Annotated in this window: 23 protein-coding genes; 6 read left to right on the forward strand and 17 right to left on the reverse strand. The window is 55.9% G+C overall.

Annotated features, from left to right (window positions below):
* Positions 1–22: 22 nt before the first annotated feature.
* Together DA718_RS28215 and metE are read right to left on the reverse strand one after the other, a co-directional pair.
* On the reverse strand, positions 23–1,438 hold the full coding sequence (locus DA718_RS28215) for a PTS transporter subunit EIIC (RefSeq protein WP_112216158.1): 1,416 nt from the start codon (positions 1,436–1,438) through the stop codon (positions 23–25).
* 244 nt (positions 1,439–1,682) lie between these two features.
* Positions 1,683–3,944 carry a 5-methyltetrahydropteroyltriglutamate--homocysteine S-methyltransferase gene (gene metE / locus DA718_RS28220; protein ID WP_112216157.1) on the reverse strand — a complete coding sequence of 754 codons (2,262 nt, stop codon included), beginning with the start codon at positions 3,942–3,944 and terminating at the stop codon, positions 1,683–1,685.
* Between the two features lie 116 nt (positions 3,945–4,060).
* On the opposite strand from metE, the gene metR reads away from it, so the two are divergent.
* Complete coding sequence (gene metR / locus DA718_RS28225) at positions 4,061–5,017, forward strand: HTH-type transcriptional regulator MetR (RefSeq protein ID WP_130624415.1); 957 nt, start codon at positions 4,061–4,063, stop codon at positions 5,015–5,017.
* On the opposite strand, the gene DA718_RS28230 is transcribed toward metR, so the two are convergent.
* The 3 genes from DA718_RS28230 to pldB form a co-directional block, all read right to left on the reverse strand.
* Positions 4,902–5,801, reverse strand: coding sequence for a carboxylate/amino acid/amine transporter (locus tag DA718_RS28230; protein WP_112216156.1), 900 nt, complete (start codon positions 5,799–5,801; stop codon positions 4,902–4,904). The genes metR and DA718_RS28230 overlap by 116 nt on opposite strands.
* 88 nt (positions 5,802–5,889) lie before the next feature.
* Complete coding sequence (gene yigL / locus DA718_RS28235; RefSeq protein ID WP_112216155.1) at positions 5,890–6,690, reverse strand: sugar/pyridoxal phosphate phosphatase YigL; 801 nt, start codon at positions 6,688–6,690, stop codon at positions 5,890–5,892.
* Positions 6,691–6,733: 43 nt separating this feature from the next.
* Positions 6,734–7,726, reverse strand: coding sequence for a lysophospholipase L2 (pldB, locus tag DA718_RS28240; RefSeq protein WP_112216154.1), 993 nt, complete (start codon positions 7,724–7,726; stop codon positions 6,734–6,736).
* 109 nt (positions 7,727–7,835) lie between these two features.
* Here pldB and rhtB point away from each other — a divergent pair, with 109 nt between their 5' ends.
* Positions 7,836–8,456: a homoserine/homoserine lactone efflux protein gene (rhtB, locus tag DA718_RS28245; protein WP_110276855.1), complete on the forward strand. Its 621-nt coding sequence runs from the start codon at positions 7,836–7,838 to the stop codon at positions 8,454–8,456.
* 162 nt (positions 8,457–8,618) lie between these two features.
* Complete coding sequence (locus tag DA718_RS28250) at positions 8,619–9,539, forward strand: Rpn family recombination-promoting nuclease/putative transposase (protein WP_112216153.1); 921 nt, start codon at positions 8,619–8,621, stop codon at positions 9,537–9,539.
* Positions 9,540–9,580: 41 nt separating this feature from the next.
* Here the strand turns inward: DA718_RS28250 and rhtC are convergent, their stop codons facing one another.
* The 3 genes from rhtC to pldA form a co-directional block, all read right to left on the reverse strand.
* A complete protein-coding gene (gene rhtC / locus DA718_RS28255; protein ID WP_112216152.1) occupies positions 9,581–10,201 on the reverse strand; it encodes a threonine export protein RhtC in 621 nt (206 codons plus the stop codon).
* A 61-nt stretch (positions 10,202–10,262) separates the two neighbouring features.
* Positions 10,263–12,089 carry an ATP-dependent DNA helicase RecQ gene (gene recQ / locus DA718_RS28260; protein WP_112216151.1) on the reverse strand — a complete coding sequence of 609 codons (1,827 nt, stop codon included), beginning with the start codon at positions 12,087–12,089 and terminating at the stop codon, positions 10,263–10,265.
* A 67-nt stretch (positions 12,090–12,156) separates the two neighbouring features.
* Complete coding sequence (gene pldA / locus DA718_RS28265) at positions 12,157–13,029, reverse strand: phospholipase A (protein WP_112216150.1); 873 nt, start codon at positions 13,027–13,029, stop codon at positions 12,157–12,159.
* A 154-nt stretch (positions 13,030–13,183) separates the two neighbouring features.
* Between pldA and yigI the strand changes: the two genes are divergently transcribed.
* Complete coding sequence (gene yigI / locus DA718_RS28270; protein ID WP_110276860.1) at positions 13,184–13,648, forward strand: acyl-CoA thioesterase YigI; 465 nt, start codon at positions 13,184–13,186, stop codon at positions 13,646–13,648.
* 49 nt (positions 13,649–13,697) lie between these two features.
* Entirely contained in the window at positions 13,698–14,591 is an 894-nt protein-coding gene (rarD, locus tag DA718_RS28275) for an EamA family transporter RarD (RefSeq protein ID WP_112216149.1), read from the forward strand.
* A gap of 27 nt (positions 14,592–14,618) precedes the next feature.
* On the opposite strand, the gene corA is transcribed toward rarD, so the two are convergent.
* The 8 genes from corA to lptM all read right to left on the reverse strand — a co-directional run bounded on the left by corA (position 14,619) and on the right by lptM (position 21,541).
* Positions 14,619–15,569 (reverse strand): magnesium/cobalt transporter CorA, encoded by a 951-nt coding sequence (corA, locus tag DA718_RS28280; protein ID WP_110276862.1) that lies wholly within the window; start codon positions 15,567–15,569, stop codon positions 14,619–14,621.
* A gap of 150 nt (positions 15,570–15,719) precedes the next feature.
* A complete protein-coding gene (gene ysgD / locus DA718_RS31105; RefSeq protein ID WP_350494802.1) occupies positions 15,720–15,776 on the reverse strand; it encodes a YsgD/CorL family protein in 57 nt (18 codons plus the stop codon).
* Between the two features lie 148 nt (positions 15,777–15,924).
* A complete protein-coding gene (uvrD, locus tag DA718_RS28285) occupies positions 15,925–18,087 on the reverse strand; it encodes a DNA helicase II (RefSeq protein WP_112216148.1) in 2,163 nt (720 codons plus the stop codon).
* 77 nt (positions 18,088–18,164) lie between these two features.
* The gene (gene yigB, locus DA718_RS28290; protein WP_112216147.1) at positions 18,165–18,881 is read right to left on the reverse strand and encodes a 5-amino-6-(5-phospho-D-ribitylamino)uracil phosphatase YigB; all 717 of its coding nucleotides are present in this window, start codon (positions 18,879–18,881) and stop codon (positions 18,165–18,167) included.
* Positions 18,881–19,783: a tyrosine recombinase XerC gene (gene xerC, locus DA718_RS28295; protein ID WP_112216146.1), complete on the reverse strand. Its 903-nt coding sequence runs from the start codon at positions 19,781–19,783 to the stop codon at positions 18,881–18,883. Before xerC ends, yigB begins: the two co-directional genes overlap by 1 nt.
* A complete protein-coding gene (locus DA718_RS28300) occupies positions 19,780–20,487 on the reverse strand; it encodes a DUF484 domain-containing protein (protein WP_112216145.1) in 708 nt (235 codons plus the stop codon). The genes xerC and DA718_RS28300 overlap by 4 nt, the downstream gene beginning before the upstream one ends.
* Positions 20,484–21,308, reverse strand: a complete 825-nt coding sequence (gene dapF, locus DA718_RS28305) for a diaminopimelate epimerase (RefSeq protein WP_112216144.1) — start codon at positions 21,306–21,308, stop codon at positions 20,484–20,486. The genes DA718_RS28300 and dapF overlap by 4 nt, the downstream gene beginning before the upstream one ends.
* A gap of 29 nt (positions 21,309–21,337) precedes the next feature.
* Positions 21,338–21,541, reverse strand: coding sequence for an LPS translocon maturation chaperone LptM (gene lptM, locus DA718_RS28310; RefSeq protein ID WP_112216170.1), 204 nt, complete (start codon positions 21,539–21,541; stop codon positions 21,338–21,340).
* A gap of 719 nt (positions 21,542–22,260) precedes the next feature.
* Between lptM and cyaY the strand changes: the two genes are divergently transcribed.
* The gene (cyaY, locus tag DA718_RS28320; protein WP_110276872.1) at positions 22,261–22,581 is read left to right on the forward strand and encodes an iron donor protein CyaY; all 321 of its coding nucleotides are present in this window, start codon (positions 22,261–22,263) and stop codon (positions 22,579–22,581) included.
* A gap of 107 nt (positions 22,582–22,688) precedes the next feature.
* Here the strand turns inward: cyaY and cyaA are convergent, their stop codons facing one another.
* Positions 22,689–25,238 (reverse strand): class I adenylate cyclase, encoded by a 2,550-nt coding sequence (gene cyaA / locus DA718_RS28325; protein ID WP_110276873.1) that lies wholly within the window; start codon positions 25,236–25,238, stop codon positions 22,689–22,691.
* Between the last annotated feature and the right edge of the window lie 152 nt (positions 25,239–25,390).

Consider the following 25,390-nt stretch of genomic DNA (forward strand, 5'->3'; position numbering starts at 1 on the left):
GCTTTACTCCTTAATCCTTCATTCACGCCGTTTCTTTATCGTAACCGCGCATTTTGCCAACGATATAGGTCAGCACGAAGGCTGCGGCGCAGCCGGTTAACCAGGAAATGATGTACTGCAAATATTTACCGTCAGCGATGAGCGGCAGCGCGGATAGCCCAGCTGCGCCAACGCCGTTGGTCGAGACGCCCAGCAGCACCACCATCATTCCGCCGAAACCCGCGCCGATGGAGCCGGTAATAAAGGCGAATCCGGCCGGAATATTGACGCCGAAAATGGTGGGTTCGCCTACTGCCAGAATGGAGGTTGGGATTGCGCCTCTGGCGATTTTCTTCATCACCGGGTCGCGGGTCAGCAGCAGTACCGCCGTCGCCGCGCCGACCATTCCGGCATTGGACATGATCTGGATGGCGAACAGCGGCGCGTGGCCGGTGGCGTTAATCATCTCCAGATGGATTGGAAACAGGCCGTGGTGCAGACCGAGCGAAATCAGGAACGGGAACAGCGCCGAGAGCACAAAGCCCGCTGCGATGCCGCCGGTAGAAAGCAGGCCGTTCAGCCCGTGCAGAATACCGTTAGAAACCACGCCCGCCACGGGCATAATCACCAACAGCAGCGCCGCCGCCATCACCACCAGCACGATAGTCGGCGTCACCACCACATCCACGATATCCGGCACAAAGCGCCGAACTTGTTTTTCCAGCAGACACATTAGCCAGGCGCAGAGAATGACGCCAATCAGCCCACCCTGCCCCGGGATCAGCCCCAGCGCGGTAATCTGCGGCACAATGGTGATCGCCCCCAGCAGGCCGCCCATCACCGCGTTACCGTCAAACTCCTTCGCCGCCGTGACCCCGGTATAGATGGCGAGGAAACCGAACAGCGCCTTTGAGACAATATCAAGGAACTGGCTAACGCCCAGCATATGCCGCTGATCGAGTACCACCTGAGTTGGTGACAGATCCCCCAGCGCCGCCACATGATGCGCCAGCGCCCAGGAAGCAGCGGAGTTCACCAACACGTTGTTGATACCCATCAGGATACCGGCCGCAATCAGCGACGGTAGAATCGGCACAAAGATATTGGCGATATGTTTGAGGATAACTTTGGTACGAGTCTGCTTTTTCGCCTTTTCCCGCGCCTGCTTCGCTTTTTGCTCGACAGCGCTTAAGGGAGTATCACCTGCGGGCTGGCCCTTGAGCAGATCGTTAATCACATTCGCGACCTTCGATGATTTCCCCGGCCCGACGATCACCTGCAGAGTATCGTCTTCCACCACGCCGAGCACGCCTTCAATACTTTTAAGTGCGGCGATATCCACCTGTGATTGCTCACCGATGGTCATTCGGACGCGGGTCATACAGTTGGTGACGTGCAGCAAATTAGATAAGCCGCCACAGTGCTTCACAATCGCATTGCCCACCTGGTTGTAGTCCATACAGAGGTTCCTTTATTATTTTGGTGGCAATTGTTATAACAATATAATGTTATCATGTTTGTGAGGGCGATCATAAAGGCGAATTAACGAGCGTTTTTGGCGGGAGCAGAAACAAAAAAAGGAGGCCAAAGCCTCCCACAAGTCTGTTTTATCTTTATATCTTGTACCGCATTTCGTCGGGTGGCGGCTAACGCCTTACCCGACCTACGGATTCACCATCTTCTGCGAGCCGGGTAATTCTGCATTATCCCTGACGCAGGTTCTGCGCGGCTTTAACCATGTTAGCCAGCGCGGCACGGGTTTCCGGCCAGCCGCGGGTTTTCAGGCCGCAGTCCGGGTTCACCCACAGGCGCTCTGCCGGGATACGCTGCTCCGCTTTCTTCAGCAGGGCTTCAATCCACTCCACGCTCGGGACGTTCGGCGAGTGAATATCGTAAACGCCCGGCCCGATTTCGTTCGGATAGTCGAACTCTTCGAACGACTCCAGCAGCTCCATGTCGGAACGCGAGGTTTCGATAGTGATCACATCAGCATCCAGCGCGGCAATGGAATCCATAATGTCGTTAAACTCGCAATAACACATATGGGTGTGGATCTGCGTGTCGTCTTTCGCCACGGCGGCGTTGATGCGGAAAGCCTCAACGCCCCACGCCAGATACGCATCCCAGTCGCTACGCTTCAGCGGCAGACCTTCGCGCAGCGCTGGCTCGTCAATCTGAATGATACCAATACCGGCCGCTTCCAGATCCGCAACTTCGTCACGCAGCGCGAGGGCAATCTGTTTCGCAATGGTTTCACGGCTGACGTCTTCACGCGGGAAGGACCAGCAGAGAATGGTCACCGGGCCGGTCAGCATACCTTTTACCGGCTTGTTGGTCAGCGACTGGGCGTATTTTGCCCACTCAACGGTGATCGCCTCAGGGCGGCTGATGTCGCCGATCACTACCGGCGGTTTGACGCAGCGGGAGCCGTAGCTCTGCACCCAGCCGTTCTGGGTAAAGATAAAACCGTCCAGGTGTTCACCGAAATATTCCACCATATCGTTACGCTCGGCTTCACCGTGAACCAGCACGTCCAGCCCCAGCCGCTCCTGCTCTACAATCGCCTGCTTGATGTGCTCTGCTATGCCGGTACGATAGTTATTCGCATCAAGATTGCCCTTTTTGAAGTCCAAACGCAGGCTGCGAATTTCCGTGGTTTGCGGGAAAGAGCCGATAGTGGTGGTCGGCCATGCAGGCAGATTAAAGCGAGCACGCTGGGCTTCGGCACGCACTTCATAGGCGCTCGTGCGCTGGCTGTCCTGCACGGTAATCGCCGCCAGGCGTTTTTCAACCGCCGCATTATGCACGCGGGTTGAATGACGACGGGCCTGAATTGGCGCGCTCCATTCGGTAATTGCGGTAGTATCACCGCTGTTCAGGGCATCACGCAGCAGCGCCAGCTCGACACATTTTTGCAAGGCGAAGGCAAACCAGCTCTTCACTTCCGCATCCAGACGAGTTTCCACGCTCAGGTCGATCGGGCTGTGCAGCAGGGAGCAGGAAGAGGCTACCCACAACTCGCGTTTACCGACGATGTCTTTAATCTGCGCGTATTTCTCGGTGAGATCGGCGCGCCAGACGTTGCGACCATTGATCAGCCCCGCAGAGAGCAGCCAGTCGGCAGGCAGACGTTGATGCAGCTCTGCCACGTCATCTTTACCGTGAACAAAATCAACGTGCAGACCCTGTACCGGCAGCGCGGTGATGGTCTCAAGGTTCGCCGTAATGCCTTCAAAATAGGTGGTCAGCAGCAGCTTAACCTGGCCTCTAAGCGCCTCATAAGCCGGTTGGAAGGCCGCCAGCCATTCCTGCGGCAGCTCAAGCACCAGCGCCGGTTCATCAATCTGTACCCACTCAATGCCGCGTTTCGCCAGCTCCGCCAGCACCTGCTGGTAGACCGGCAGAATAGCGTTCAGCAGGCTCAGACGGTCGAACGGCTCACCTTTCACCTTACCGAGCCACAGGTAAGTGACCGGCCCCAGCAGAACGGGTTTCACCTTGTGGCCCAGCGCCAGCGCTTCGTCCACTTCATCCAGCAGCTGGGTCCAGGTCAGCTTGAACTGCTGGCCTTGGGTGAACTCCGGCACCATGTAGTGGTAGTTGGTGTTAAACCATTTGGTCATCTCCGCGGCGGCAGCCGGTTCACCGGTCGGCGCGCGACCTCGGCCAATGCGGAACAGGGTATCAATATCGACGGAACCGTCTTTGTTCTGATGACGAGCCGGCACGTTGCCGAGCAGCAGGCTGGTGGTCAGAACATGGTCGTACCAGGCGAAATCGCCCACCGGCAGCAGATCAACGCCTGCCTGCTTCTGCTGATCCCAATGGCGAGCACGCAGCTCACGCCCAACCGCCAGCAGTTCTTCACGGGAGCTATTGCCTGCCCAGTAGCTCTCTTGCGCTTTTTTCAGCTCGCGACGCAGGCCAACGCGAGGGAAACCGAGGGTGTGGTTAATAATTGTCATGATATGCCCTTATGGAATTTTTAGTATTTAGCCGTCTGGATGTTTACACATCCATAATGTGAATGTACTGTATATTCCTCAAGCGCAAATTATTCATGCCGAAGTGAAGGACTTTCATGATCGAAATAAAACACCTGAAAACGCTCCAGGCGTTGCGGAATAGCGGTTCTCTGGCAGGCGCGGCAGCGGCCCTGCACCAGACCCAATCCGCCTTGTCCCACCAGTTCAGCGATCTGGAACAGCGCCTTGGCTTTCGTCTATTTGTGCGTAAAAGCCAGCCGCTGCGCTTTACCCCGCAGGGAGAGATTCTGCTGCAGCTGGCCAATCAGGTGCTGCCGCAAATCAGCCGCGCCTTGCAGGACTGTAACGAGCCGCAGCAAACTAGGCTGCGTATCGCCATCGAATGCCATAGCTGTATTCAATGGCTCACCCCGGCGCTGGAAAATTTCCGCGCCCGCTGGCCGCATGTAGAAGTAGATTTCCAGTCCGGCGTCACCTTTGACCCGCAGCCGGGGTTGCAGCAGGGTGAGCTGGATCTGGTGATGACCTCTGATATCCTGCCGCGCAGCGGTCTGCACTATTCACCGATGTTTGATTTTGAAGTGCGTCTGGTGATGGCGCCGGATCATCCGCTGGCGGCAAAAACGCGGATTGCGCCTGAGGATTTAGCCACCGAGCTGCTGCTGATTTACCCGGTGCAGCGCGCGCGCCTGGATATCTGGCGTCACTTTTTACAGCCAGCAGGGATTAGCCCGCAGCTGAAGAGCGTCGACAATACGCTGCTGTTAATTCAGATGGTGGCCGCACGGATGGGTATCGCTGCCCTACCGCACTGGGTAGTAGAAAACTTTGAACGCCAGGGCCTGGTGGTGACCAAGACCCTGGGCGAGGGACTGTGGAGCCGACTGTACGCCGCAGTGCGCGATGGCGAGCAGCGTCAGCCGGCTACCGAGGCGTTTATTCGCTCAGCGCGGAACCACGCTTGCGACCACTTACCGTTTGTGCGGAGTGCGGAGCGACCCAACGCCGATGGACCCACAGCGAGGCCAGGATCACCAGAGCTCCAACAATAAAGCTCGGCCAGCGGGGTTGCTCCTGCCAGATGGCAAGGTTCACCAGCAGCCCGGCAGGCACGTGCATATTGTTCATGATGCCGAGCGTACCAGCATCCACCTGGGTGGCTCCGTAGTTCCACATAAAATAACCGATTCCCGACGCCGCCACGCCAAGAAAGACCAGAATGCCCCACTGTAGCGACGTTTCCGGCATTTTCTGCACGTTACCCATCAGAGTCCAGGCAACTACCGCCACCAGAAACGCCCCGATATAGAACCAGGCGAAAGCGTTATGCTGCGGCATCGGGCGCGTTTCCATCAGGCGCTTATAGCCCACCATGCCGATAGCAAAGCTGATGTTGGAGAGCTGTACCAGGATCAGACCGGTCCAGAAATGGTTGGTCACCTGGTCATAACGGATAATTCCCGCGCCGATCACTGCCAGCAATGCGCTGCAGGCGTAGCCCCAGCGCAGGCGACGTCGGCTCATCAGATCGTAGATTAGAGTAATATAGAGCGGCGTCAGAACGGTAAACAGCAGGAGCTCAGAGACCGTCAAATAGAGGTAGGCGTGGAAGCTCAACATATACATGATGCCAAGCTGCATCGCCCCCACCAGCATATACAAGCCAATAGTAGTCAGGCTTTGCCCACGCGTACGCAGGAAGGGTGAAAACACCAGCGCCGCCAGGCCAACGCGCGCCAGCACCGCGAAATAGCTATCGACATGACCCGCCAGATATTCGCCGTACAGGCTAAAGGAAAAGGCCCACAGAATGGTGGTGATAATCAGTAGCGCCACAATGAATGTCTCGTAGATTAAAGAACACCCATTGTAGCGAAGAGGTTAGTTGACAACTGCTCAATTATAGAGCAACCGTCAATCTTTTTTAGTCGAGATACAGTTTACGCAGATAGTGCGGTACGGCGTCATCGGCGTTGCTGCCGATCACTTCCAGCTCCGGATGCAGGTCTTTCAGGCGCTGGTGCGCGTTGGCCATAATGCAGCCCTTGCCCGCCATCGATAGCATTTCCGCATCGTTCATGCCGTCGCCGAAGGCGATACACTCTTTCAGGCTATAGCCGAGCATTTTCGCCACCGCCTCCAGCGCATGCCCCTTCGACACGCCGCCCGCCATCACCTCCAGGCAGGTCACGGTAGAGAAACTCACGTTTACGCGGTCGCCCCAGCGCGCGTTGATCGCCTGCTCCAGCGGCAATAGCTGCTCATGCTTATCACAGGTGAAAAAGACCTTGCTGATCCCCTCAGGGTCCAGTTCGCCCGACTCATACAGTTTGTAGTTGAACACCGCCTCTTTGAAGAAACGCATCTCTTCAGGACGATGACGGTTCATAAACCACTCATCCTCACGATAAACGTTGGTCACAATCGCCGGATCGTTACGCATCATCTCGAACAGATCGGTGGCGATATCGCGGTCGAGGTTATGGGCGAAGATCTGCTTCCCTTCGCTATCGTGCACCCGCGCGCCATTAGAGGTGATCATGTAGGATTTAATGCCAAGATTATCGCGAATTTGCCCAACATCGATGTAATGACGGCCGGTCGCAAATACGAAGTTGATGCCGCGTGCGGTAAGCAGCTTCAGCGTCTCTTTGGCGTAAGGGGTTAAGCAGTGATCGGGGGAAAGCAGCGTGCCATCTAAGTCAGACGCAACAACCTGGTACATAAAAATTTTAACCTCTAAGCAGGGCGACGAGCGTTTCGCCGGATTAATTGTGTCGACCAAAAAAATCGACGATAGCATTCAGCGCGACCGAGCGCATGGCGTCCTTTTCAAAAAGGATCTCATGGTATGCCCCTTCTATGACAAACGGCTTATTCCCCTCACAAGGGTGACCGCCAGAAGCGCGAAGTTCACAGTAGCGATCGTGCATACGGTTATCGACCACCCGCTCTTCTTCCGCCTGGAGCAATAACGTTGGCGTGACGTCTTTTTCCGCGCCAGCCAGCACCTCTTCACCCGCAAGGATACCCTCGCGTACCCAGTGAAACGTTGGGCCGCCGACCCGCAGCTGTGGTTCATCAGCGTAAAAACGCAAATTGCGACGATAACGCTGACGGCTGTGCGTCAGTACGTTGACCGCAAAAGGCAACGCCCGCCAGCGGCCAGTTCCAAGGGCGTACTCTTCACGAATGCGCTGATGGCCCTCAGCCCAATCGAGAATATGACGCACCATCCAGTCAGGCAGGCGCATGACAATGCCGAACATCGGCGCACAGAGCACTATTGCGTCGCAATGCTGGCGGTGGCGCTGCAAAAAAAGCGTCGCGATTGCACCGCCCATTGAGTGGGCCAGTATAAACCGTTTTCGCCAGTGCCCGGGCACCACTTCCTGCTGCCAGAAAGCGGCAAGATCGTCGACGTAATCGCTGAAATTAACAACGTGACCACGGTGGGTATCGGAAAGCATTCGCCCGGAGCGCCCCTGACCGCGATGATCGATAATCATCACATCAAAGCCGCTATGGAAAAGATCGTAAGCCAGTTCGGCGTACTTCACGTAGCTTTCAATGCGACCCGGACAGATAACAATCACCCGGTCGTTACTTTTGGCGCAGAAGCGAACAAAGCGTACCGGAACATTATCCACGCCCGTAAATTCCGCTTCTTCTCGCTGACGCCAGAAATCGGTCAACGGCCCCATGGTAAAGGCCGCAAACGCGTTTTCTCGTGTTTCCCAGTCCTTTTGCTGCAAAAACATCGGGCTTACACCCCTGATAACCGCTGAAAATCGTTTTTTTGCCGTGCATCACACAATGCTTACACAACAGCGTATTGTGGCATAAAAACAGACAATCAGGGAGTTTCTCATGACGTTCGAGTGGTGGTTTGCCTATTTGCTGACATCAATTATTCTCAGCCTGTCACCAGGTTCCGGGGCGATAAATACGATGACCACCTCAATCAACCACGGCTATCGCGGTGCCGCAGCTTCAATCGCCGGATTACAGGCCGGGCTGGGCATTCATATCGTGCTGGTCGGCGTCGGTCTGGGCACCCTGTTTTCCCGCTCTTTGCTGGCATTTGAAATCCTCAAATGGGCGGGCGCCGCCTATCTTATCTGGCTCGGGATTCAGCAATGGCGGGCCGCGGGTTCAATCGATCTCAATACTCTGGCGAAAGCGCAAACTCGCGGAAAGCTCTTTAAACGCGCGGTGTTTGTTAACCTGACCAACCCGAAAAGCATCGTGTTTCTTGCCGCCCTATTCCCGCAGTTTATCGTGCCCAATCAGCCTCAGGTAATGCAGTACTTCGTGCTCGGCGTCACCACCATCGTGGTCGATATTATTGTGATGATTGGCTATGCCACGCTGGCGCGGCGCATCGCCGGATGGATTAAGGGACCGAAACAGATGAAGGCGCTGAACAAGGTATTTGGCTCGCTGTTTATGCTGGTCGGTGCACTGCTGGCTTCCGCCCGTCACGCCTGATGAATGGAATCACGCTCGCAATTTGAGGTTCACCTTGTGGATGCAGCAACACCGCCGCTCGAGGGCGTACGCAAAGAGATAAGATAATTCTTTTGCGTACTGTCGACTCCGCAGCGCCAATGCCAGAATGCCGCCAGATGCTCTTATTCATGGACGAAAACAATGGCGGAAGCGGCAACTCCACATGATGCGGTATTCAGAACCTTTCTCTCCCGCGTAGAAACCGCGCGGGACTTTATTGAGATCCACCTGCCGCCCTCGTTAATTCAGATTTGCAAACTGGATACGCTACGCCTGGAATCAGGGAGCTTTATTGAAGACGACCTGCGGCCTTATTACAGCGATATACTCTATTCACTGGAGACCACCAGCGGTCAGGGCTACGTGCATGTTCTGATCGAACACCAAAGCTCGCCCGATAAACTGATGGCGTTTCGCTTGATGCGTTACGCCATCGCCGCCATGCAGAGGCATCTCGAGAATGGGCACAAGACACTGCCGCTGGTGATCCCGATACTCTTTTATCAGGGGCAGCGAAGCCCCTACCCCTGGCCCCTGAATTGGCTGGAAAGCTTTGCCGATCCGGATACTGCGCGTCAGCTTTACGCCAATGCCTTTCCGTTGGTGGATATCACCGTTATCCCCGACGACGAAATCATGCAGCACCGCAGCATGGCAGCCCTGACGCTGGTGCAAAAGCATATTCGCCAGCGCGAGATGGCTGAGCTTTTGGACAGGCTCACCAGCCTGTTGATGCTCGAACAGATGAGCAGACAACAAGTTACCGTACTGATAAAATATATGACCCAGGCGGGAGAAGAGCAGGACGTTCGGCCGCTATTATATGAGCTGGCACAGCGGGTGCCGCAGCATGGAGAAGTACTGATGACTCTGGCAGAAAAGTGGCTCGAGGAAGGTATGCAGAAGGGCATAAAGGAAGGCATGAAGGAAGGCATAAAAAACGGCAAACGCGCCGCCTTTATGGAGGTCGCAAAAGCAATGCTCAACCGGGGCATTGATGCTACTGCGGTTATGGAAATGACCGGCCTCACACCTGACGATTTGCAGCAACTCCGTCACTAAAATCTAACCCACCCGAAAACCCAGGGTGGGCTGCAGGATACTTAGCGCGAAATAATCAAATGAATACCAAAACCGGCGAATAGCGTACCGGCAACGCCGTCGATCCACTTCGCCATCCGCTGATAACCGCGGCGCATACCCGGAAGAGCAAACAGGCTGGCGACCACCGTAAACCAGGCCAGCGTCTCCAGCACGATCAGCAGGAAAATGCCCCAGCGCGCGCTGGCGGTAACGTCGTCGCCAACAAACAGCGAGAACACAGAACCGAAGTAAATAATCGCTTTCGGGTTCGCCAGGTTGGTGAGTAGCCCCTTCAGGAAACTGCGACCACTACGCGCCAGCTCAACCTGTGGCTCCGCCGCCGCTACGTCGCTTTTCTTCAGCGCGCCGCGCAGCATTTGAAAGCCCATCCAGCATAGATACAGCCCGCCGCCGACCATGATAATGGTGTGCAGCCAGGCCATTTTCTCGATAATCAGGTTCAGGCCGAGCAGCGCCACGCCCGCCCACACCATCACGCCGCAGGTGATCCCCAGGACGCCCATCATCGCCTCTTTGCGGGAGCGGCTAACGGCGGTCTGTGAGACAAAGAAAAAGTCCGGGCCAGGACTCATCAGCGCAATGATATGCACCAGCGCCACGGTGAAGAAGAGCGTCAACATGATTAACTCGCAGGAAAATAGTAAGGACGAAAACTATATTTGCACTTTTTCGGCTGGCTGACTACTCATCATCACCATCCACGTGCGCGCGGATCAGAGCCATAAACTCTTTACCAAAGCGCTCGAGCTTACGCGTGCCGACGCCATTGACGCTCAGCATCTCTCCAGCGCTTAGCGGCGTTTGTTCGGCCATTTCGATCAGTGTCGCATCGTTAAATACCACGTAGGGTGGGATGTTTTCTTCGTCGGCGATCGCCTTACGCAATTTGCGCAGCTTAGCGAACAGCTTGCGATCGTAATTGCCACCAAAAGATTTCTGCATCGCCTTCGGCTTCAGCGCCACAATACGTGGCACGGCAAGCTGTAACGTCACGTCGCCGCGCAGAACCGGGCGGGCGGCTTCGGTAAGCTGCAGCGCGGAGTGCTGGGCAATATTCTGCGCCACCAGCCCTAAATGAATAAGCTGACGGATAACGCTGACCCAGTGCTCGTGGCTCTGTTCGCGCCCAATACCGTAGACCGGCAACTTATCGTGCCCCATATCGCGAATACGCTGGTTATTAGCGCCGCGCAGCACTTCCACCACGTAGCCCATACCAAAACGCTGATTGACGCGGTAAATCGTCGACAGCGCCTTCCGCGCATCCATCAAGCCATCGTACTGTTTCGGCGGGTCAAGGCAGATGTCACAGTTACCGCACGGCTCCTGACGCCCTTCGCCAAAGTAGTTGAGCAGCACCAGGCGGCGGCAGGTTTGCGCTTCGGCAAACGCCCCCATTGCGTTGAGCTTATGGCGTTCAATGTCCTGCAACGGACCGGCGGGTTTCTCTTCAAGACAGCGTCTGAGCCACGCCATATCCGCCGGATCGTAAAACAGCATCGCTTCCGCAGGCAGGCCATCGCGCCCGGCGCGCCCGGTTTCCTGATAGTAGGATTCTATATTACGCGGGATGTCGAAATGCACCACAAAACGGACGTTCGGTTTGTTGATGCCCATGCCGAAGGCCACCGTCGCCACCACGATTTGCAGGTCGTCGCGCTGAAATTTCTCCTGCACATCGGCGCGAATATCGTTTTCCAGGCCAGCGTGATAAGCCGCCGCGCTGATACCACGGCTTTGCAGGCGCGCGGCGGTATCTTCCACTTTCGACCGGCTATTGCAGTAGATAATGCCCGACTTACCGCGCTGATCCTGCACATAACGCATCAGCTGATCCAGCGGCTTAAATTTCTCCATCAACATATAGCGGATGTTGGGGCGGTCAAAGCTGCTGACCTGAATAAGCGGGTCGTCTAACCCCAGCAGGCGGACAATATCGCGACGGGTGGTATCATCGGCGGTGGCGGTTAACGCCATAAACGGAATCTGCGGTATCCGCTGGCGCAGCTGCCCTAGTGCGGCGTATTCCGGGCGGAAATCGTGACCCCACTGGGAAATACAGTGTGCTTCATCCACCGCCACCATCGCCAGATTCCAGTGCGTGAGATGCTCAAGGAAGTTATCCAGCATCAGGCGTTCCGGGGCAATATACAGCAGGCGGATTTGCCCGCTGCGACAGCCGGCCATCACGTCCTGCTGCTGCTCACGGCTCTGCGTTGAGTTCAGGCACGCCGCCGCCACGCCGTTAGCCAGTAGCTGATCGACCTGGTCCTTCATCAGTGAGATAAGCGGCGATACCACGACGGTCAGGCCGCCCAGCACCAGCGCAGGAACCTGATAACACAGCGACTTTCCGCCGCCGGTCGGCATCACCACCAGGCAATCGCGCCCTGCCAGCGCCGTATCGATAATGGTTTCCTGGCCCGGGCGAAATTGCTGGTAGCCGAAGGTTTCTTGTAAAACCTGCTTAGCCAGCGATTCCTGATTTAATACTTCCGCCTGTGCCACGTTGACCCCATATGCCTGAAAAGAAAACAGGCGCTATTTTCAGCGCCTGAGAGCCAGAGTGCAACGATTAAAACAGATCGTTGAGCATCAGCCCGACGCCGACGCGGGTCTGGTTAAAGTTATAATCGATGAGCGACTCGCCATAACCGCTATAGACCTGAGTATAGACGCGCACATGTTTGGTGACCGGATAGCTCACCCCAAGCTCAGCTCCGCCGTAGCCGGTATTCCAGTTATATTGCCCCTGAGCGCTGAGAATCGCCTCGCCCAGTTGATAACCCACTTTCAGGCGGTAATAGCCCATATATTTGGTGATATCCGGGTTATCGTTGGTGCTGCCAATCACGTACCAGGGCTTCACTTCCACCAGCCAGTTGCCATTTTGCGCCATCAGCCGGGTATAAAGACGGTTCCAGCTGCGGGACGTGGGATCGGAACGGCCGTTAGAGTCGTGGTTATAGCCCATCTCAACGTCACGCAGCGTCCAGCCAGCAAACGAATAGTCGGTCGCAAAACCGAGAAACAGCTGCGGCTCATAGTTGGTTTCGCGAAACGGCGCGGACTCTTTACTGTTGGAGAGCTGCCACCAGGATTTTTGCGTATAAGAAGCGCCCAGCAGCGAATTATCGCCAAGGATCCCCCGCCACAGGGGAAACGCCAGGCTAAGCTGGAATTTCACCTCATCCTTACGTGCATTCTCGGCCCAGTCGTAGCTGCGAATTGCTTCTTTATTGAGATCGCTGGTCCACGTATAGAGCAGATAGTTGCTCTCATAGGGATACAGCAGGAACGGATTATCATGGTCCTGTAACAGGTTGGCAATAATGCTCCCGCGAACGGCCGGAGTGTCGTGAACCTGTTTATTTACAGGCGCGTCCTGCGCCAGAACGCCAGCCGGAAGCGCAGCAAGCGCCAGCAGGCAGGCCAAAGAGATACGCATTACTGTTCTCCTGGATGGATAATTATTATTTCTGTTTAACCCAGCCAGCATTCTACCTATTTATGCGTCTTCTGACCTGTTATCCGTTCTTAAAGTAGAAATCAATATTTTAGAAGCATAAAATCAACATTTCATTAACCAATGGAATGTTGCCATGTCTGAGCTTACCGCCGCCGCCGCCCTTAAGCTGGTGGGAGAAATCTTTGTTTATCATATGCCTTATAACCGTGCCTTAGGGCTGGAGCTGGAGCGCTACGAAAAAGAGTTTGCTCAGATCAGCTTTAAAAACCAGCCGATGATGGTTGGCAACTGGGCGCAAAGCATTTTACACGGCGGCGTTATCGCCTCCGCGCTGGACGTTGCCGCGGGGCTGGTCTGTGTGGGTAGTACGCTGACTCGTCATGACACCATCAATGAAGAAGAGCTGCGCCAGCGCCTGTCGCGAATGGGGACCATCGATCTGCGCGTTGATTATTTGCGCCCGGGCCGCGGGGAACGCTTCACCGCCACCAGCAGCCTGCTGCGCGCCGGTAACAAGGTCGCAGTGGCCCGCGTCGAGCTACATAACGAAGAGCAGGTTTATATCGCCAGCGCCACGGCGACGTATATGGTGGGTTGATTGCCATAAATCGAGTAACATCACTCTCTTTGGCAATGGATTTGTACCGATGGATGCTAAACAAACGCGGGTAGGGGTTCTGCTGGCCCTGGCCGCCTATTTTATCTGGGGTATCGCGCCCGCGTACTTCAAGCTTATCTACTATGTTCCCGCCGATGAAATTCTGACTCACCGCGTGATCTGGTCCTTCTTCTTTATGGTGGCGCTGGTCAGCGTCAGCCGTCAGTGGCCGCAGGTTAAAAGACTGCTAAAAACGCCGAAAAAGGTGTTCCTGCTGGCGCTGTCTGCCGTGCTGGTAGGCGGCAACTGGCTGCTGTTTATCTGGGCGGTAAATAACCACCATATGCTGGAAGCCAGCCTGGGGTATTTTATTAACCCACTGGTGAATATTCTATTAGGGATGATCTTCCTCGGGGAGCGCTTTCGCCGGATGCAGTGGCTGGCGGTAATGCTGGCGGCCTGCGGCGTTCTGGTGCAGCTGTGGACCTTCGGCTCGCTACCGATCATCGCGCTGGGCCTGGCGTTCAGCTTTGCGTTCTACGGCCTGCTGCGTAAAAAGATCGCCGTCGATGCGCAAACCGGCATGCTGTTTGAAACCTTGTGGCTGCTGCCGGTCGCCGCGATTTATCTGTTCGGCATCGCTGATAGCCCGACCAGCCATATGGGTCAGAACCCATGGTCGCTGAACCTGCTGCTGATGGCAGCGGGCGTGGTGACCACCATCCCGCTGCTGTGCTTTACCGGCGCGGCAACACGTCTGCGCCTCTCCACGCTGGGCTTTTTCCAGTATATCGGCCCAACGCTGATGTTCCTACTGGCGGTGACGTTCTACGGCGAAGTGCCGGGCGCAGATAAGATGGTAACCTTCGCCTTTATCTGGGTGGCGCTGGCGATTTTCGTGATGGATGCAATTTACACCATACGCAGAACGCGCAGGGCATAACAAAAAAAGGAGCCGAAGCTCCTTTTTTTACAGCCAGTTTTTACGCTTAAAGTACAGATACGGAGCCAGACCGGCGAGCATCATAAAGACAATCGCGCCGGGATAGCCGAAGCTCCAGTGCAGCTCGGGCATAAATTCGAAGTTCATCCCATAGCTGGAAGCCACCAGCGTCGGCGGCAGAAAGACCACGGAAACCACCGAGAAGATCTTGATGATGCGGTTCTGCTCGATGTTGATAAAACCCATCGCCGCCTGCATCAGGAAGTTAACTTTCTGGAACAGTGATTCGTTGTGCGGCAGCAGGGATTCGATATCGCGTAGGATCTCACGCGCCTGCTCCAACTGGCCCGCCGGTAAACGCGCCTTACGCACGAGGAAGTTGAGCGCGCGCTGGGTATCCATCAGACACAGGCGAACTTTCCAGCCGATATCTTCCTGCTCAGCGAGGGTAGAGAGCGCCTCATCGTAATCATCGCCCTGACGGCCTTCCATAATCACCCGGCTGAGTTTTTCCAGGTCGCTGTAGATGTTTTCAATTTCATCCGCCAGCTGTTCGATTTTGGTTTCGAACAGGTCAAGCAGCAGCTCGTAGGCATTACCATCAACCATCGACTGGTTGCGAACGCGCATACGATACAGGCGAAAAGCGGGCAGCTCCCGCTCGCGCAGGGTGAACAGACGCCCTTCGCGGATAGTAAACGCCACGGTCGAGTTACCGGCGTGATCCTCTGCATCTTCAAAAAAGAAAAATGAGTGGATGTGTAAACCGTCTTCATCTTCAAAGAAACGTGCTGACGCTTCGATGTCTTCCAGTTCCGGGCGCGTTGCCAGGTTCTGGCCCAATTCCGTTTGCACGCGGCTTCGTTCTTCATCGTCAGGCTCGACCAGATCGACCCACACCGAACTGGCGAGGTGCTTGATCTCATCGGCTTCCAGACGCGTTAAACGATTATTTTCCAGTTGAAATGCGCTCAGCATGACCGGGACTCCCAATGCAAAAAAATTATCGGACAGTTCGGTGGGCACACAGAAACAATTTGGGTTTCAGACCATAAAGCCTGACTCAGAGCGACGGGAATAGAACGGGTCGCCGACAACCGCTAAGGCTATCAGCATAAGAGGATAGCCTTAGGAGTTGTTCCTGATGGACAGGAAGTTGAGCCAGCATCTACTGGGTGTGTCCAAGGCGAATGTCCTCTTAGCGTAATCGTGCGCGCATGTTACGCCAGCGCCAAAACGGCGTCAACACGCAACGGAACGCTAAAGAGCAAATCAAGCGCCTTAACGTACAAAGGTAGCAGAATATTACAAAATAATGATATTTTTCTTAATGTTACACTGTTTCCAGCCGGGCATAAGCGGCAACCAGCCACTTGATCCCTTGCCCCTGAAACGCAACCTGCAGGCGACTATGCTCGCCGCTGCCTTCAAGGTTTACGATCGTGCCTTCGCCAAACTTGGCATGGCGCACGCGCTGGCCCAGCTTATAGCCGGTATCGTTTTCCGCCATCGGCGTCCCCATGCGCTGATGGCTCACCGGACGACTCACCGTTGCGCGCAGACGCACCTCTTCCACACACGCTTCCGGCAGCTCGCCGATAAAGCGTGACGGACGGTGATAAACCTCTTTGCCATACAGGCGTCGGGTTTCGGCATAGGTCAGAGTCAGTTTTTGCATCGCACGAGTCACACCAACGTAGGCCAGGCGACGCTCCTCTTCCAGGCGACCGCCCTCATCGAGCGCCATCTGGCTCGGGAACATCCCCTCTTCCACGCCGACGATAAATACCTGCGGGAACTCCAGCCCTTTCGCCGAGTGCAGGGTCATCAGCTGTACCGCGTCCTGCCAGGTGTCCGCCTGCCCTTCGCCCGCTTCCAGCGCAGCGTGGGAAAGGAACGCCTGTAGCGGCATCAGGTCTTCATCTTCTTCGTTGTAGCTAAACTGGCGCGTTGCCGTCACCAGTTCCTCTAAGTTTTCGATACGCGTCTGGCCTTTCTCGCCCTTCTCCTGCTCGTACATCGTGCGCAGGCCGGAGTCTTTAATCACCCGGTCGGTCTGCACGTGCAGCGGCATATCGACGGTCTCCTGCGCCAGCGCGTCAATCAGCTCCATAAAGCGCTGTAAGGCGCTGGCGGCGCGACCGGCAAGAACTTTATCTTTTAACAGCTCGCGACAGGCCTGCCACAGGGTCAGCTGGCGGTCGCGTGAAGTCTGGCGCACCACGTCCAGCGTACGATCGCCAATACCGCGCGTTGGGGTATTCACCACGCGCTCAAACGCCGCGTCGTCGTTGCGGTTAGCGATCAGTCGGAGGTAGGAAAGCGCATCTTTGATCTCCTGGCGTTCGAAGAAGCGCATGCCGCCATAAATACGGTACGGCATGCTGGCCTGCAGCAGCGCCTCTTCCAGCACGCGCGACTGGGCGTTGCTGCGATACAAAATCGCGCACTGCGCCAGCTGACCACCGTTTTCCTGCCAGGTTTTAATGCGGTTGACGACAAAACGCGCCTCATCAAGATCGTTAAACGCACAGTAGAGCGAAATCGGCTCGCCATCAGCACCGTCGGTCCACAGTTTTTTGCCCAGACGCCCGCTGTTGTTCTCAATCAGGGCGTTCGCCGCGCTGAGGATATTGCTGGTCGAACGATAGTTCTGCTCCAGGCGGATAGTTTCAGCGCCCGGGAAGTCGTTGAGGAAGCGCTGGATGTTTTCCACCTGCGCACCGCGCCAGCCGTAAATGGACTGGTCGTCATCGCCGACGATCATCACCTTGCCGGTATCGCCCGCCAGCAGGCGGATCCACGCATACTGAATGTTGTTGGTATCCTGGAATTCGTCCACCAGGATATTGGTAAAGCGCTCGCGGTAGTGCTGGAGAATATGCGGTTTGTTGAGCCACAGCTCGTGCGCGCGCAGCAACAGCTCGGCAAAATCTACCAGCCCGGCACGATCGCAGGCTTCCTGATAGGCCTGATAAACCTTCTGCCAGGTCTGCTCAACCGGATTACCGTAGCTTTGAATATGATGCGGGCGCAGCCCTTCGTCTTTCTGACCGTTGATGTACCACATGGCCTGACGCGGCGGCCACTGCTTCTCATCAAGATTCATCGCCTTAATCAGGCGCTTCAGCAGACGCAGCTGGTCTTCACTATCGAGGATCTGGAAATCCTGCGGCAGGTTGGCATCAAGGTGATGAGCGCGCAGCAGGCGGTGCGCCAGCCCGTGGAAGGTGCCGACCCACATACCGCCCTGGGTGGTACCCATCAGTTGACCAATACGATGGCGCATTTCCGCCGCCGCTTTGTTGGTAAAGGTCACCGCCATAATGGAGTAAGGGGAACAGTTCTCCACGCTCAGCAGCCAGGCGATGCGATGAACCAGTACGCGCGTCTTACCGCTGCCCGCTCCAGCCAGAACCAGCATGTTAGTACGTGATGCCGCAACGGCTTCACGCTGTTTATCATTGAGGCTGTCGAGCAGGTAAGAAACGTCCATTGGCACCGCCGGAAATGAGACGCCCGGCAGCGTTCAGTTCACCGGGCTACTGTTAATTTATACAGAACTACAGACGATTATATCAGCGAGGTCAGAGATGCCAACCGTGAAATTTCAATGTGCGGCAGCAGGCGGCTATCGGTGGTATGCATCAGGTCTGCGCCCTGCGGTTTGATCCAGCAGGCCTGCATACCGCAGCGAATGGAGCCCGCCACATCGGTGGTCAGGTCGTCACCCACATGCAGGATTTGCGCTAACGGCAGTTCCAACCGATCCGCCGCCAGGTGGTACATATCGGCAAAGGGCTTAGAGCGCCCGTCCGGACCCGCGCGCAGCACAAAGCGGAAGTAGTCGCTCAGGCCAAAGAGCTCCGGCTGAGCATTGCCATTGGTAATCGCCACCAGCGGCCATTTTTCGGCGAGTTTAGCCAGCGTATCGTGCGTCTCTTGCGGAATGTCGATCAGACTGCGCCAGTGGGCGAAGTTAGCCATCGCTTCGTCTGCCCCCGTCTTCGCCTGCTCCGCAGAAAGCCCAGCGTTGATCATCCCCAGCTCTAGCGCGCGACGCCGCCACTCGGTGACATCGTGATAAATCTCCGGCTCCGACGCCAGCAGCGTCTGGCGCAGTTGGTTCAGCTCGCTGGCATCAAATTGGCTCAGCGAAGGGTGATAGCTGCGCACAAAGCTCAGCGACTCATGCAGCGTCCGGTCAATCACCGGGCGATTGTCATAAAGGGTATCGTCCAGGTCAAACGTCAGTGCTGAAATCTGGCCCAGAGGTCGGTAAAAACGCATTATTTCCCCCGTTTGGCGCGCGGATGCGCCGCATCGTACACCGAAGCAAGGTGTTGAAAATCAAGATGGGTATAAATTTGAGTGGTGGAGAGGTTGGCATGGCCCAGCAGCTCCTGCACCCCACGCAGATCGCCACTCGACTCCAGCATATGGGTCGCAAAGGAGTGGCGCAGCTTATGCGGATGTACATGGCTATTGAGGCCTTGCTTAATGCCCCATTCGGCAAAGCGCTTTTGCACGTTACGCGCGGAAATTCGCTTGCCCAGTTTGGATAAGAACAGCGCGTCGTCATCGGTACCGAACAGGCCGCGCAGGTCGAGCCAGTGCTCAATCCACACAACCGCGTTGCGGCCAATCGGCAGGCGGCGTTCTTTGCTGCCTTTGCCCATCACCCACACCTCGCCTGACTCCAGGTCAAGGTGTTTAATGTCGAGATTCACCAGCTCCGAAAGACGCAGCCCGGCGCCGTACATCACCTCCAGCATCGCCCGATCGCGCACTGCCAGCGGATCGTTAAGATCGATATCCAGCAGTCGGTTAACATCGTCGACATCGATATTTTTCGGCAAGTGGCGTGGCGCTTTCGGCGCGGAGATGCCCTTCGCCGGATTGGCCGTCAGTTCACCCTGGCTCACCAGCCAGTCAAAAAAGCTGCGTAAGGCAGAAAGCCGCAGCGCCAGGCTGGCAGGCCCCAGCCCCTGGCGACGGCTGCGCACCGCCAGGCTACGGACCTGGGCGGCATCGCACTGCTGCCAGCTTTTAAGACCGCCGTTTTCCGCCAGCGTGATAAGCTTTTCCAGCTGGCGACGGTAGTTCAGCAGCGTTATCGGACTTAGCTGACGCTCGACGCCGAGATAGCGTAAAAAGCGCTCTACGGGAGCGAACAGGGGTGAGTCGGTCATGCTCGCTCAATCCAGCGCTCCAGCAATCCGGGGAGCATCGAAGCAATCTCCTGCAATAGCTGCGTTCCCTGCCCTTGCTGATAATGTTGGGGATCGCGACTGCTGAAGAACATGACGCCGGGAGCATCATCGCCGCCGAGCAGCGACATTGCGACCGAACCGATGGCTTTCGCTTCCGGCAGCGCGACCAGCAGTTCCGGGCCGTTTAATGAGCCAAGATAATGGCGTTGCTGCCCAAGACGCTGAATGCGGATAGGTTCAAACGCCTGGCGACTCAGCGCCAGATGAGTGAATTTGGAGGGCGCGCCGAGCCGCCAACAGTCAGGAAACAGGCGCACCGTCGCCCCCGCCAGCCCCAGCTCACGCGCCCAACGATGAAAGCGATTCAGCATTTCATCGAGGCTATCAGCCGACGCCAGCCGCGTTTGCAGATGAAACAAACGCTGAAACAGGCTTTCGTTAGCCGTTGCCTGCTCCATCAGTAGCGTCATGTTCTCTTCCAGCACGTTGATATGATTCCGCGCCCGCGCCATGTGCCATTCCACCAGCGATACCGAACCACGCACCGGATGCGGAACCGACATGTGTTCCACCAGAGCCGCATTACGAATAAAGAATTCAGGATGTTGCAACAGATAGTCCACCACTGCGCGATCGTTCAGCTCGCTGGCGAGTTCCTGCTGTTCTTCCCCGATGTGTTTCATAAATGAATAAATCCGTCATAGACATGTGCCGCCGGGCCAGTCATATACAACGGTTGGCCCGGGCCTTTCCAGGCGATATCAAGACGCCCGCCGGGTAGTTCCACGCGGACCTCTTCGCCCAGTAATCCCTGCTGGATACCGACTGCCGCCGCCGCACAGGCGCCGCTTCCGCAAGCCTGCGTTTCGCCCGCGCCGCGTTCATACACGCGCAGACGAATATGGGAACGGCTGACCACCTGCATAAAACCGATGTTCGCCCGCTCCGGGAAGCGTTCGTGGTTTTCCATCACCGGGCCGAGCGATTCCACCAGCGCGGTTTCCACGTCATCGACCTGAATAACGCAGTGCGGGTTACCCATCGACACCACGCCGCACAATACTGTCTGTTCAGCAGCGCGCATAATATAGGTCTTTTCCGCTTTGTTGGCGCGGAACGGCACCTGCGATGGCTCGAAGTTCGGCTCACCCATATTCACGCGCACCAGGTCGTCTTCCGTTACGCTTAATACCATACGACCGTTTGACGTGCTCACGCGGATGTCACGTTTATTGGTCAGGCCTTTCAGGCGTACAAAGCGGGCGAAACAGCGCGCACCGTTGCCGCACTGCGCCACCTCGCTGCCGTCAGCGTTGAAAATACGATAATGGAAATCGAGTTCGGGATCGTAAGGCGGTTCAACCACCAGCAGCTGATCGAAACCCACGCCAAGGTGCCGATCCGCCAGGCGGCGAATCAGATCCGGTGAGAAAAAAACATTCTGCGTTACCGCGTCAACGACCATAAAGTCGTTGCCAAGGCCATGCATTTTAGAAAACTGCATTATCTACTCCAGTTGCGCGGAACAGAACGTTAGTAATTTACCTGGGTCGGGCCGCCGCTATCACCGCGATCGTTACGATCCGGCGTAGAGCTCTGGATACCGCTATCAACCGGTTTGGTCGGCGGGGATGCCGTTTTTTCCGCTGGCGGGAAATAAAGCGGACCTTTCAGGCCACAGCCGGTGAGGCTGAGGACCGCTAATAAAACGGCAAGCGTTGGGAAAACGTTTTTCATGGATAGTTGCCCGTGATTCATTCTTTCTGCTTTCTATCATCGCAGGAGAAGACGTAAACGCAAGCGTTTAGGGCAGCTTTTTGACTGCTTCCCGCCGTAAACAGCGAGGGTCCCCACTTCACAGAGCCGAACCTAAGCCGCGCGACGCGATTCAGGATTTACCCGCTCTCCGTGGGTTAACACTGCCAGCCCGGCAACTTTTTGGGGTGCATCTGGGGTTGGCGAATGCTGTTCCGTATCGGGTGCCTGATTTTTATCCTTGCGGAGATCGGCGATGGAAACAGGGCTGCTGATATTTCCTTTTGCACTATGTCTCGACGCCTGTTCTCTGGAGCTACCGCTATTTATTCAACAGCGAAACCCTCGCCGCCAATGCCAAATGGGGCTGATCGCAGGAATATCAGGCGCGCTCATTGCCGCAGCAGCGCTGCACGTGAAGGGATTTTACTCCTGTGCTGATGGCCTCAGGGCTTTGTTTGATAGGCGCAGGAATGGGTAGGGTACTATCGCGACCAATGCCCCAATACTGGTCACCACTGGCGCAGGGAATCAGCATGCTGAACAGTCTGGCGGCGTCCAGGCCGCCTCGCGCCATATCGGACAAGCGCAGGGAATGGTGGTCATCACCCTGGCGCTGCTTATCCGCCTTCGCAATCTGCCGAAGTCATCGTAGATTGCGCTATACTGCCGCCACTATCAAAAAAAAGCGGAACTGAACCATGAACGACAGTGAATTCCATCGCCTGGCCGATACCCTGTGGATGACCATCGAAGAACGTCTGGATGACTGGGACGGCGACAGCGATATCGACTGTGAAATCAACGGCGGCGTACTGACCATCAGTTTTGAAAACGGCAGCAAAATCATTATTAACCGTCAGGAGCCACTGCACCAGGTGTGGCTGGCAGCCAAGCAAGGCGGCTATCATTTCGATCTAAAAGGCGATGAGTGGATTTGCGACCGCAGCGGCGAAACCTTCTGGGATCTACTGGAACAGGCGGCAACGAATCAGGCCGGTGAAGAAGTGAGTTTTCGTTAAGGCGGCAAAGCTTCGATTTTCCCCGGAGGCGATGCTAACGCATCTGTCCGGGCTACACGATCCGATACCGCACGTACTCGTAGCCCGGGCAAGCGAAACGCAGCAGGTTAAGAGTAGTGCTGCAACATCGATGATGTCGCGGAATCCTCACCTGCAGCAAGGGTTGCAGCGGCAATCACCTGGCTGCGGAAGGGAATCACCTGTTCACGACCATCAACATCAACAATCTGATAGAACTGCGGCAGGTTAAAGTTGATAAAGCTCGAACCGTAGGTAAAGCGGTCATGGGATGACGAGTAGAAGCGGCTGACGTCGCGCACCAGCTCCTCTTTACTGCCTTCGCAATGATGATACACCTCGGCGCGGTTGCTCTCATCAAGGATATAGATGTTAAAGCCGTTATCGTTATCCGCATCTTCAAAGAAGAACTGAATAATCCCTTCGCTGGCAAAACCATCCACCACCTGCGGTAGCCTGACGTGGTTGGTTTCCACCTGCACCGACAGGCCGTGCAGTTTGTTATGTGAAATCGCACCGTAGAACTCAATAGCGTTCTCCAGCTTCTGCACCGAGACGTTAAGACGTTCGAAGAACAGGCCCCAGGTCTGCCCGGAAACGCGCAGCGCTTTAAAGCGGCCGGTATCCTGGCGGGTGCTGGAGAGACGCAGCTCGACGCATTCGGAAACCAGTTGCTGCACGCGAGTGCGGATTAACCCGCGCAGATGCTGGCTATAGCAGAACACTTCTACGCTGTCCGGCGGCGCGGCATCCTGATGCATTTTACCAAGAATGGTTTTCAGCGCTTCGATCATCGCCTGCTCGCCGTTGAAGTGCAGCGTACGCACTTCGTTCCACGAGTTGCGATACAGCAGATCAACGCTGCCAATCAGACATTTTTGCTCTTCACCAAAGCTGAAAACGTCCAGCTTGCGGAAGTCAAAATGCACCACCTGATTTCGGAAGGCCGCCGTCGGGTCATATTCCAGGTTTACGATGATCGCCAGATGGCGAATTTCGCACGGACTATACAGCGCTTTAGGCGTCGGAGACGGCAGGCGCAGCGGGAAGTGGTGCGATACGTCGGCAACCATTTCCTGCAATTTAGCCAGATCGACAATGCCGTTGCCCTTAATAAACAGGCGAGTTCGTGACGTCAGCAGGCCGTTAAACCAGGCCCAGGCCACCAGCTTATTAAGATAACGGTTATATTCCAGCGGCTGATGGCTGATGATCGACTCCATATCCGGCGCGCGGTTATAGACATACCAACCGGTACGGTTGGCACGGCCCGGCGGCACATGGATAAAGGTCAGATTCGGCTCAGACAGATCCGGTGAAATTTGCGGGTTGACCAGGGTGACTTTCCCCGGCAGCGCTTCAAATGCAGCGTACAGCTTACGTGTCAGCACGCCAATATCCTGCGGGCTGGCGGAAACGCTCAGGTTATTGCGGCGCGCGAAGCGAATCAGATTGCGATAGCTTTGCATCATCGCATCAAGCAGCTCGTTGTGCGCCTTGCGTACTTCGTCGATCTTCCAGTTGGCCCGGTTGTCGAGCATCATCAGACGCTTTTCATCCCAGCCCCACTCTTTCACCAGATGGCTAACCACTTCACGGCGCCAGCCGACGCAGGCGCGCTCGCGGCTAAGCTTTTCGCACACTTTTAAATAGAAACATCGGCGCACCAGGTCGAGGCGCGTTTCGTCTTCAATGGCTTGCAGATAGAGCGTCACGCGTTCCAGCATCATGCAGTACGGATCGAGACCAAACGAGACAATCTCACCGTCATGCAGGCGCTGTTTGATATCTTTCGCCAGCAGGCGGTTGTTCGGATATTCCCAGGAATAGGCTTCCAGCAGCAGCGTCTTCAGCACCGCTTTATACGGCGAGTCGATACTTTTGTAGAGCTGCCACAGGCTGGCACCGAAGTATTCTTCCGCCGACAGCGAACTCAGGCCGCCGAGATCCAGCCATTCGTTCGGCGTCAGGACCCCCTGCGAGTACAGCGACATCACGTAATCATCGTAATGCTCTTCTTCATCGCACGGCACCATATTCCACAGAATACGTTTCCCGGCGAGACGCACAGCGGTACGGTAAAACTCATCCAGCAGCAGGATATGTTGGGTTGAACCGCAGTCTTCGCCGCCGAGGCTACCGCTTTCATTATGACGGAAGCGGTTTTCATCGATCAGGAAGAAGCTAACTTCAACGCCCAACGATGCAGCCCAGCTTTCCAGCAGGCTGCATTTACGCTGTAACAGCTGACGCTCATCGGTATCCAGCCAGGCCTGATGACAAACCCAGATGTCGAGATCGGAAGAGCAGCTTTGGCCGACGGATGAAGTACTGCCCATGGAGTAAAGGCCGGTGATCGGCAGTTCGCCTTTCGGCGGCTCCTGCGTCAGCATTCCACGGTGCAGTTCAAGCTCGTCAAGGTAGTGGCGTTGGGTTTCATCAGGCGTGTAGAGGCAAATGCCGCGGGGAACGTTACCGTCAAGGTAACCCGGCATCAGCGGGTGATGATAATGTAGTAATGTCGGCAGTAGACTGTAAACCTGCTGGAAAGCGGGTCCCATGGCAGCAAGGGCGCGATCCACGCGCAATTGGTTGATGGCATCCAGTCTCTGTTTCAGTGTCTCAATATAGAGGTACAAGACATATCGCCTGATGTTCAAAAACCCGACGTACAATAGTACGGAGAGTTTCAGTATTTCAACAAAAACCGTCACCATTCGTCGTCGGTGTGGTTGTGATGAACTGCTGACTGACAAATGGTTTAAAACGTGATCAATCTAACACCTTGCGG

This window comes from Klebsiella huaxiensis (genome assembly GCF_003261575.2).
GTDB lineage: Bacteria > Pseudomonadota > Gammaproteobacteria > Enterobacterales > Enterobacteriaceae > Klebsiella > Klebsiella huaxiensis.

Bases quoted from the DNA above. Each gene is read 5' to 3' on its own strand.
- metE (WP_112216157.1), bottom strand. From the start codon at position 3,944: ATGACAATTATTAACCACACCCTCGGTTTCCCTCGCGTTGGCCTGCGT.
- lptM (WP_112216170.1), bottom strand. From the start codon at position 21,541: ATGAAAAACGTTTTCCCAACGCTTGCCGTTTTATTAGCGGTCCTCAGC.
- DA718_RS28215 (WP_112216158.1), bottom strand. From the start codon at position 1,438: ATGGACTACAACCAGGTGGGCAATGCGATTGTGAAGCACTGTGGCGGC.
- rhtB (WP_110276855.1), top strand. From the start codon at position 7,836: ATGACGTTCGAGTGGTGGTTTGCCTATTTGCTGACATCAATTATTCTC.
- DA718_RS28300 (WP_112216145.1), bottom strand. From the start codon at position 20,487: ATGAAACACATCGGGGAAGAACAGCAGGAACTCGCCAGCGAGCTGAAC.
- cyaY (WP_110276872.1), top strand. From the start codon at position 22,261: ATGAACGACAGTGAATTCCATCGCCTGGCCGATACCCTGTGGATGACC.
- rarD (WP_112216149.1), top strand. From the start codon at position 13,698: ATGGATGCTAAACAAACGCGGGTAGGGGTTCTGCTGGCCCTGGCCGCC.
- yigB (WP_112216147.1), bottom strand. From the start codon at position 18,881: ATGCGTTTTTACCGACCTCTGGGCCAGATTTCAGCACTGACGTTTGAC.
- yigI (WP_110276860.1), top strand. From the start codon at position 13,184: ATGTCTGAGCTTACCGCCGCCGCCGCCCTTAAGCTGGTGGGAGAAATC.
- pldA (WP_112216150.1), bottom strand. From the start codon at position 13,029: ATGCGTATCTCTTTGGCCTGCCTGCTGGCGCTTGCTGCGCTTCCGGCT.
- DA718_RS28250 (WP_112216153.1), top strand. From the start codon at position 8,619: ATGGCGGAAGCGGCAACTCCACATGATGCGGTATTCAGAACCTTTCTC.
- corA (WP_110276862.1), bottom strand. From the start codon at position 15,569: ATGCTGAGCGCATTTCAACTGGAAAATAATCGTTTAACGCGTCTGGAA.
- uvrD (WP_112216148.1), bottom strand. From the start codon at position 18,087: ATGGACGTTTCTTACCTGCTCGACAGCCTCAATGATAAACAGCGTGAA.
- metR (WP_130624415.1), top strand. From the start codon at position 4,061: ATGATCGAAATAAAACACCTGAAAACGCTCCAGGCGTTGCGGAATAGC.
- rhtC (WP_112216152.1), bottom strand. From the start codon at position 10,201: ATGTTGACGCTCTTCTTCACCGTGGCGCTGGTGCATATCATTGCGCTG.
- xerC (WP_112216146.1), bottom strand. From the start codon at position 19,783: ATGACCGACTCACCCCTGTTCGCTCCCGTAGAGCGCTTTTTACGCTAT.
- pldB (WP_112216154.1), bottom strand. From the start codon at position 7,726: ATGTTTTTGCAGCAAAAGGACTGGGAAACACGAGAAAACGCGTTTGCG.
- yigL (WP_112216155.1), bottom strand. From the start codon at position 6,690: ATGTACCAGGTTGTTGCGTCTGACTTAGATGGCACGCTGCTTTCCCCC.
- dapF (WP_112216144.1), bottom strand. From the start codon at position 21,308: ATGCAGTTTTCTAAAATGCATGGCCTTGGCAACGACTTTATGGTCGTT.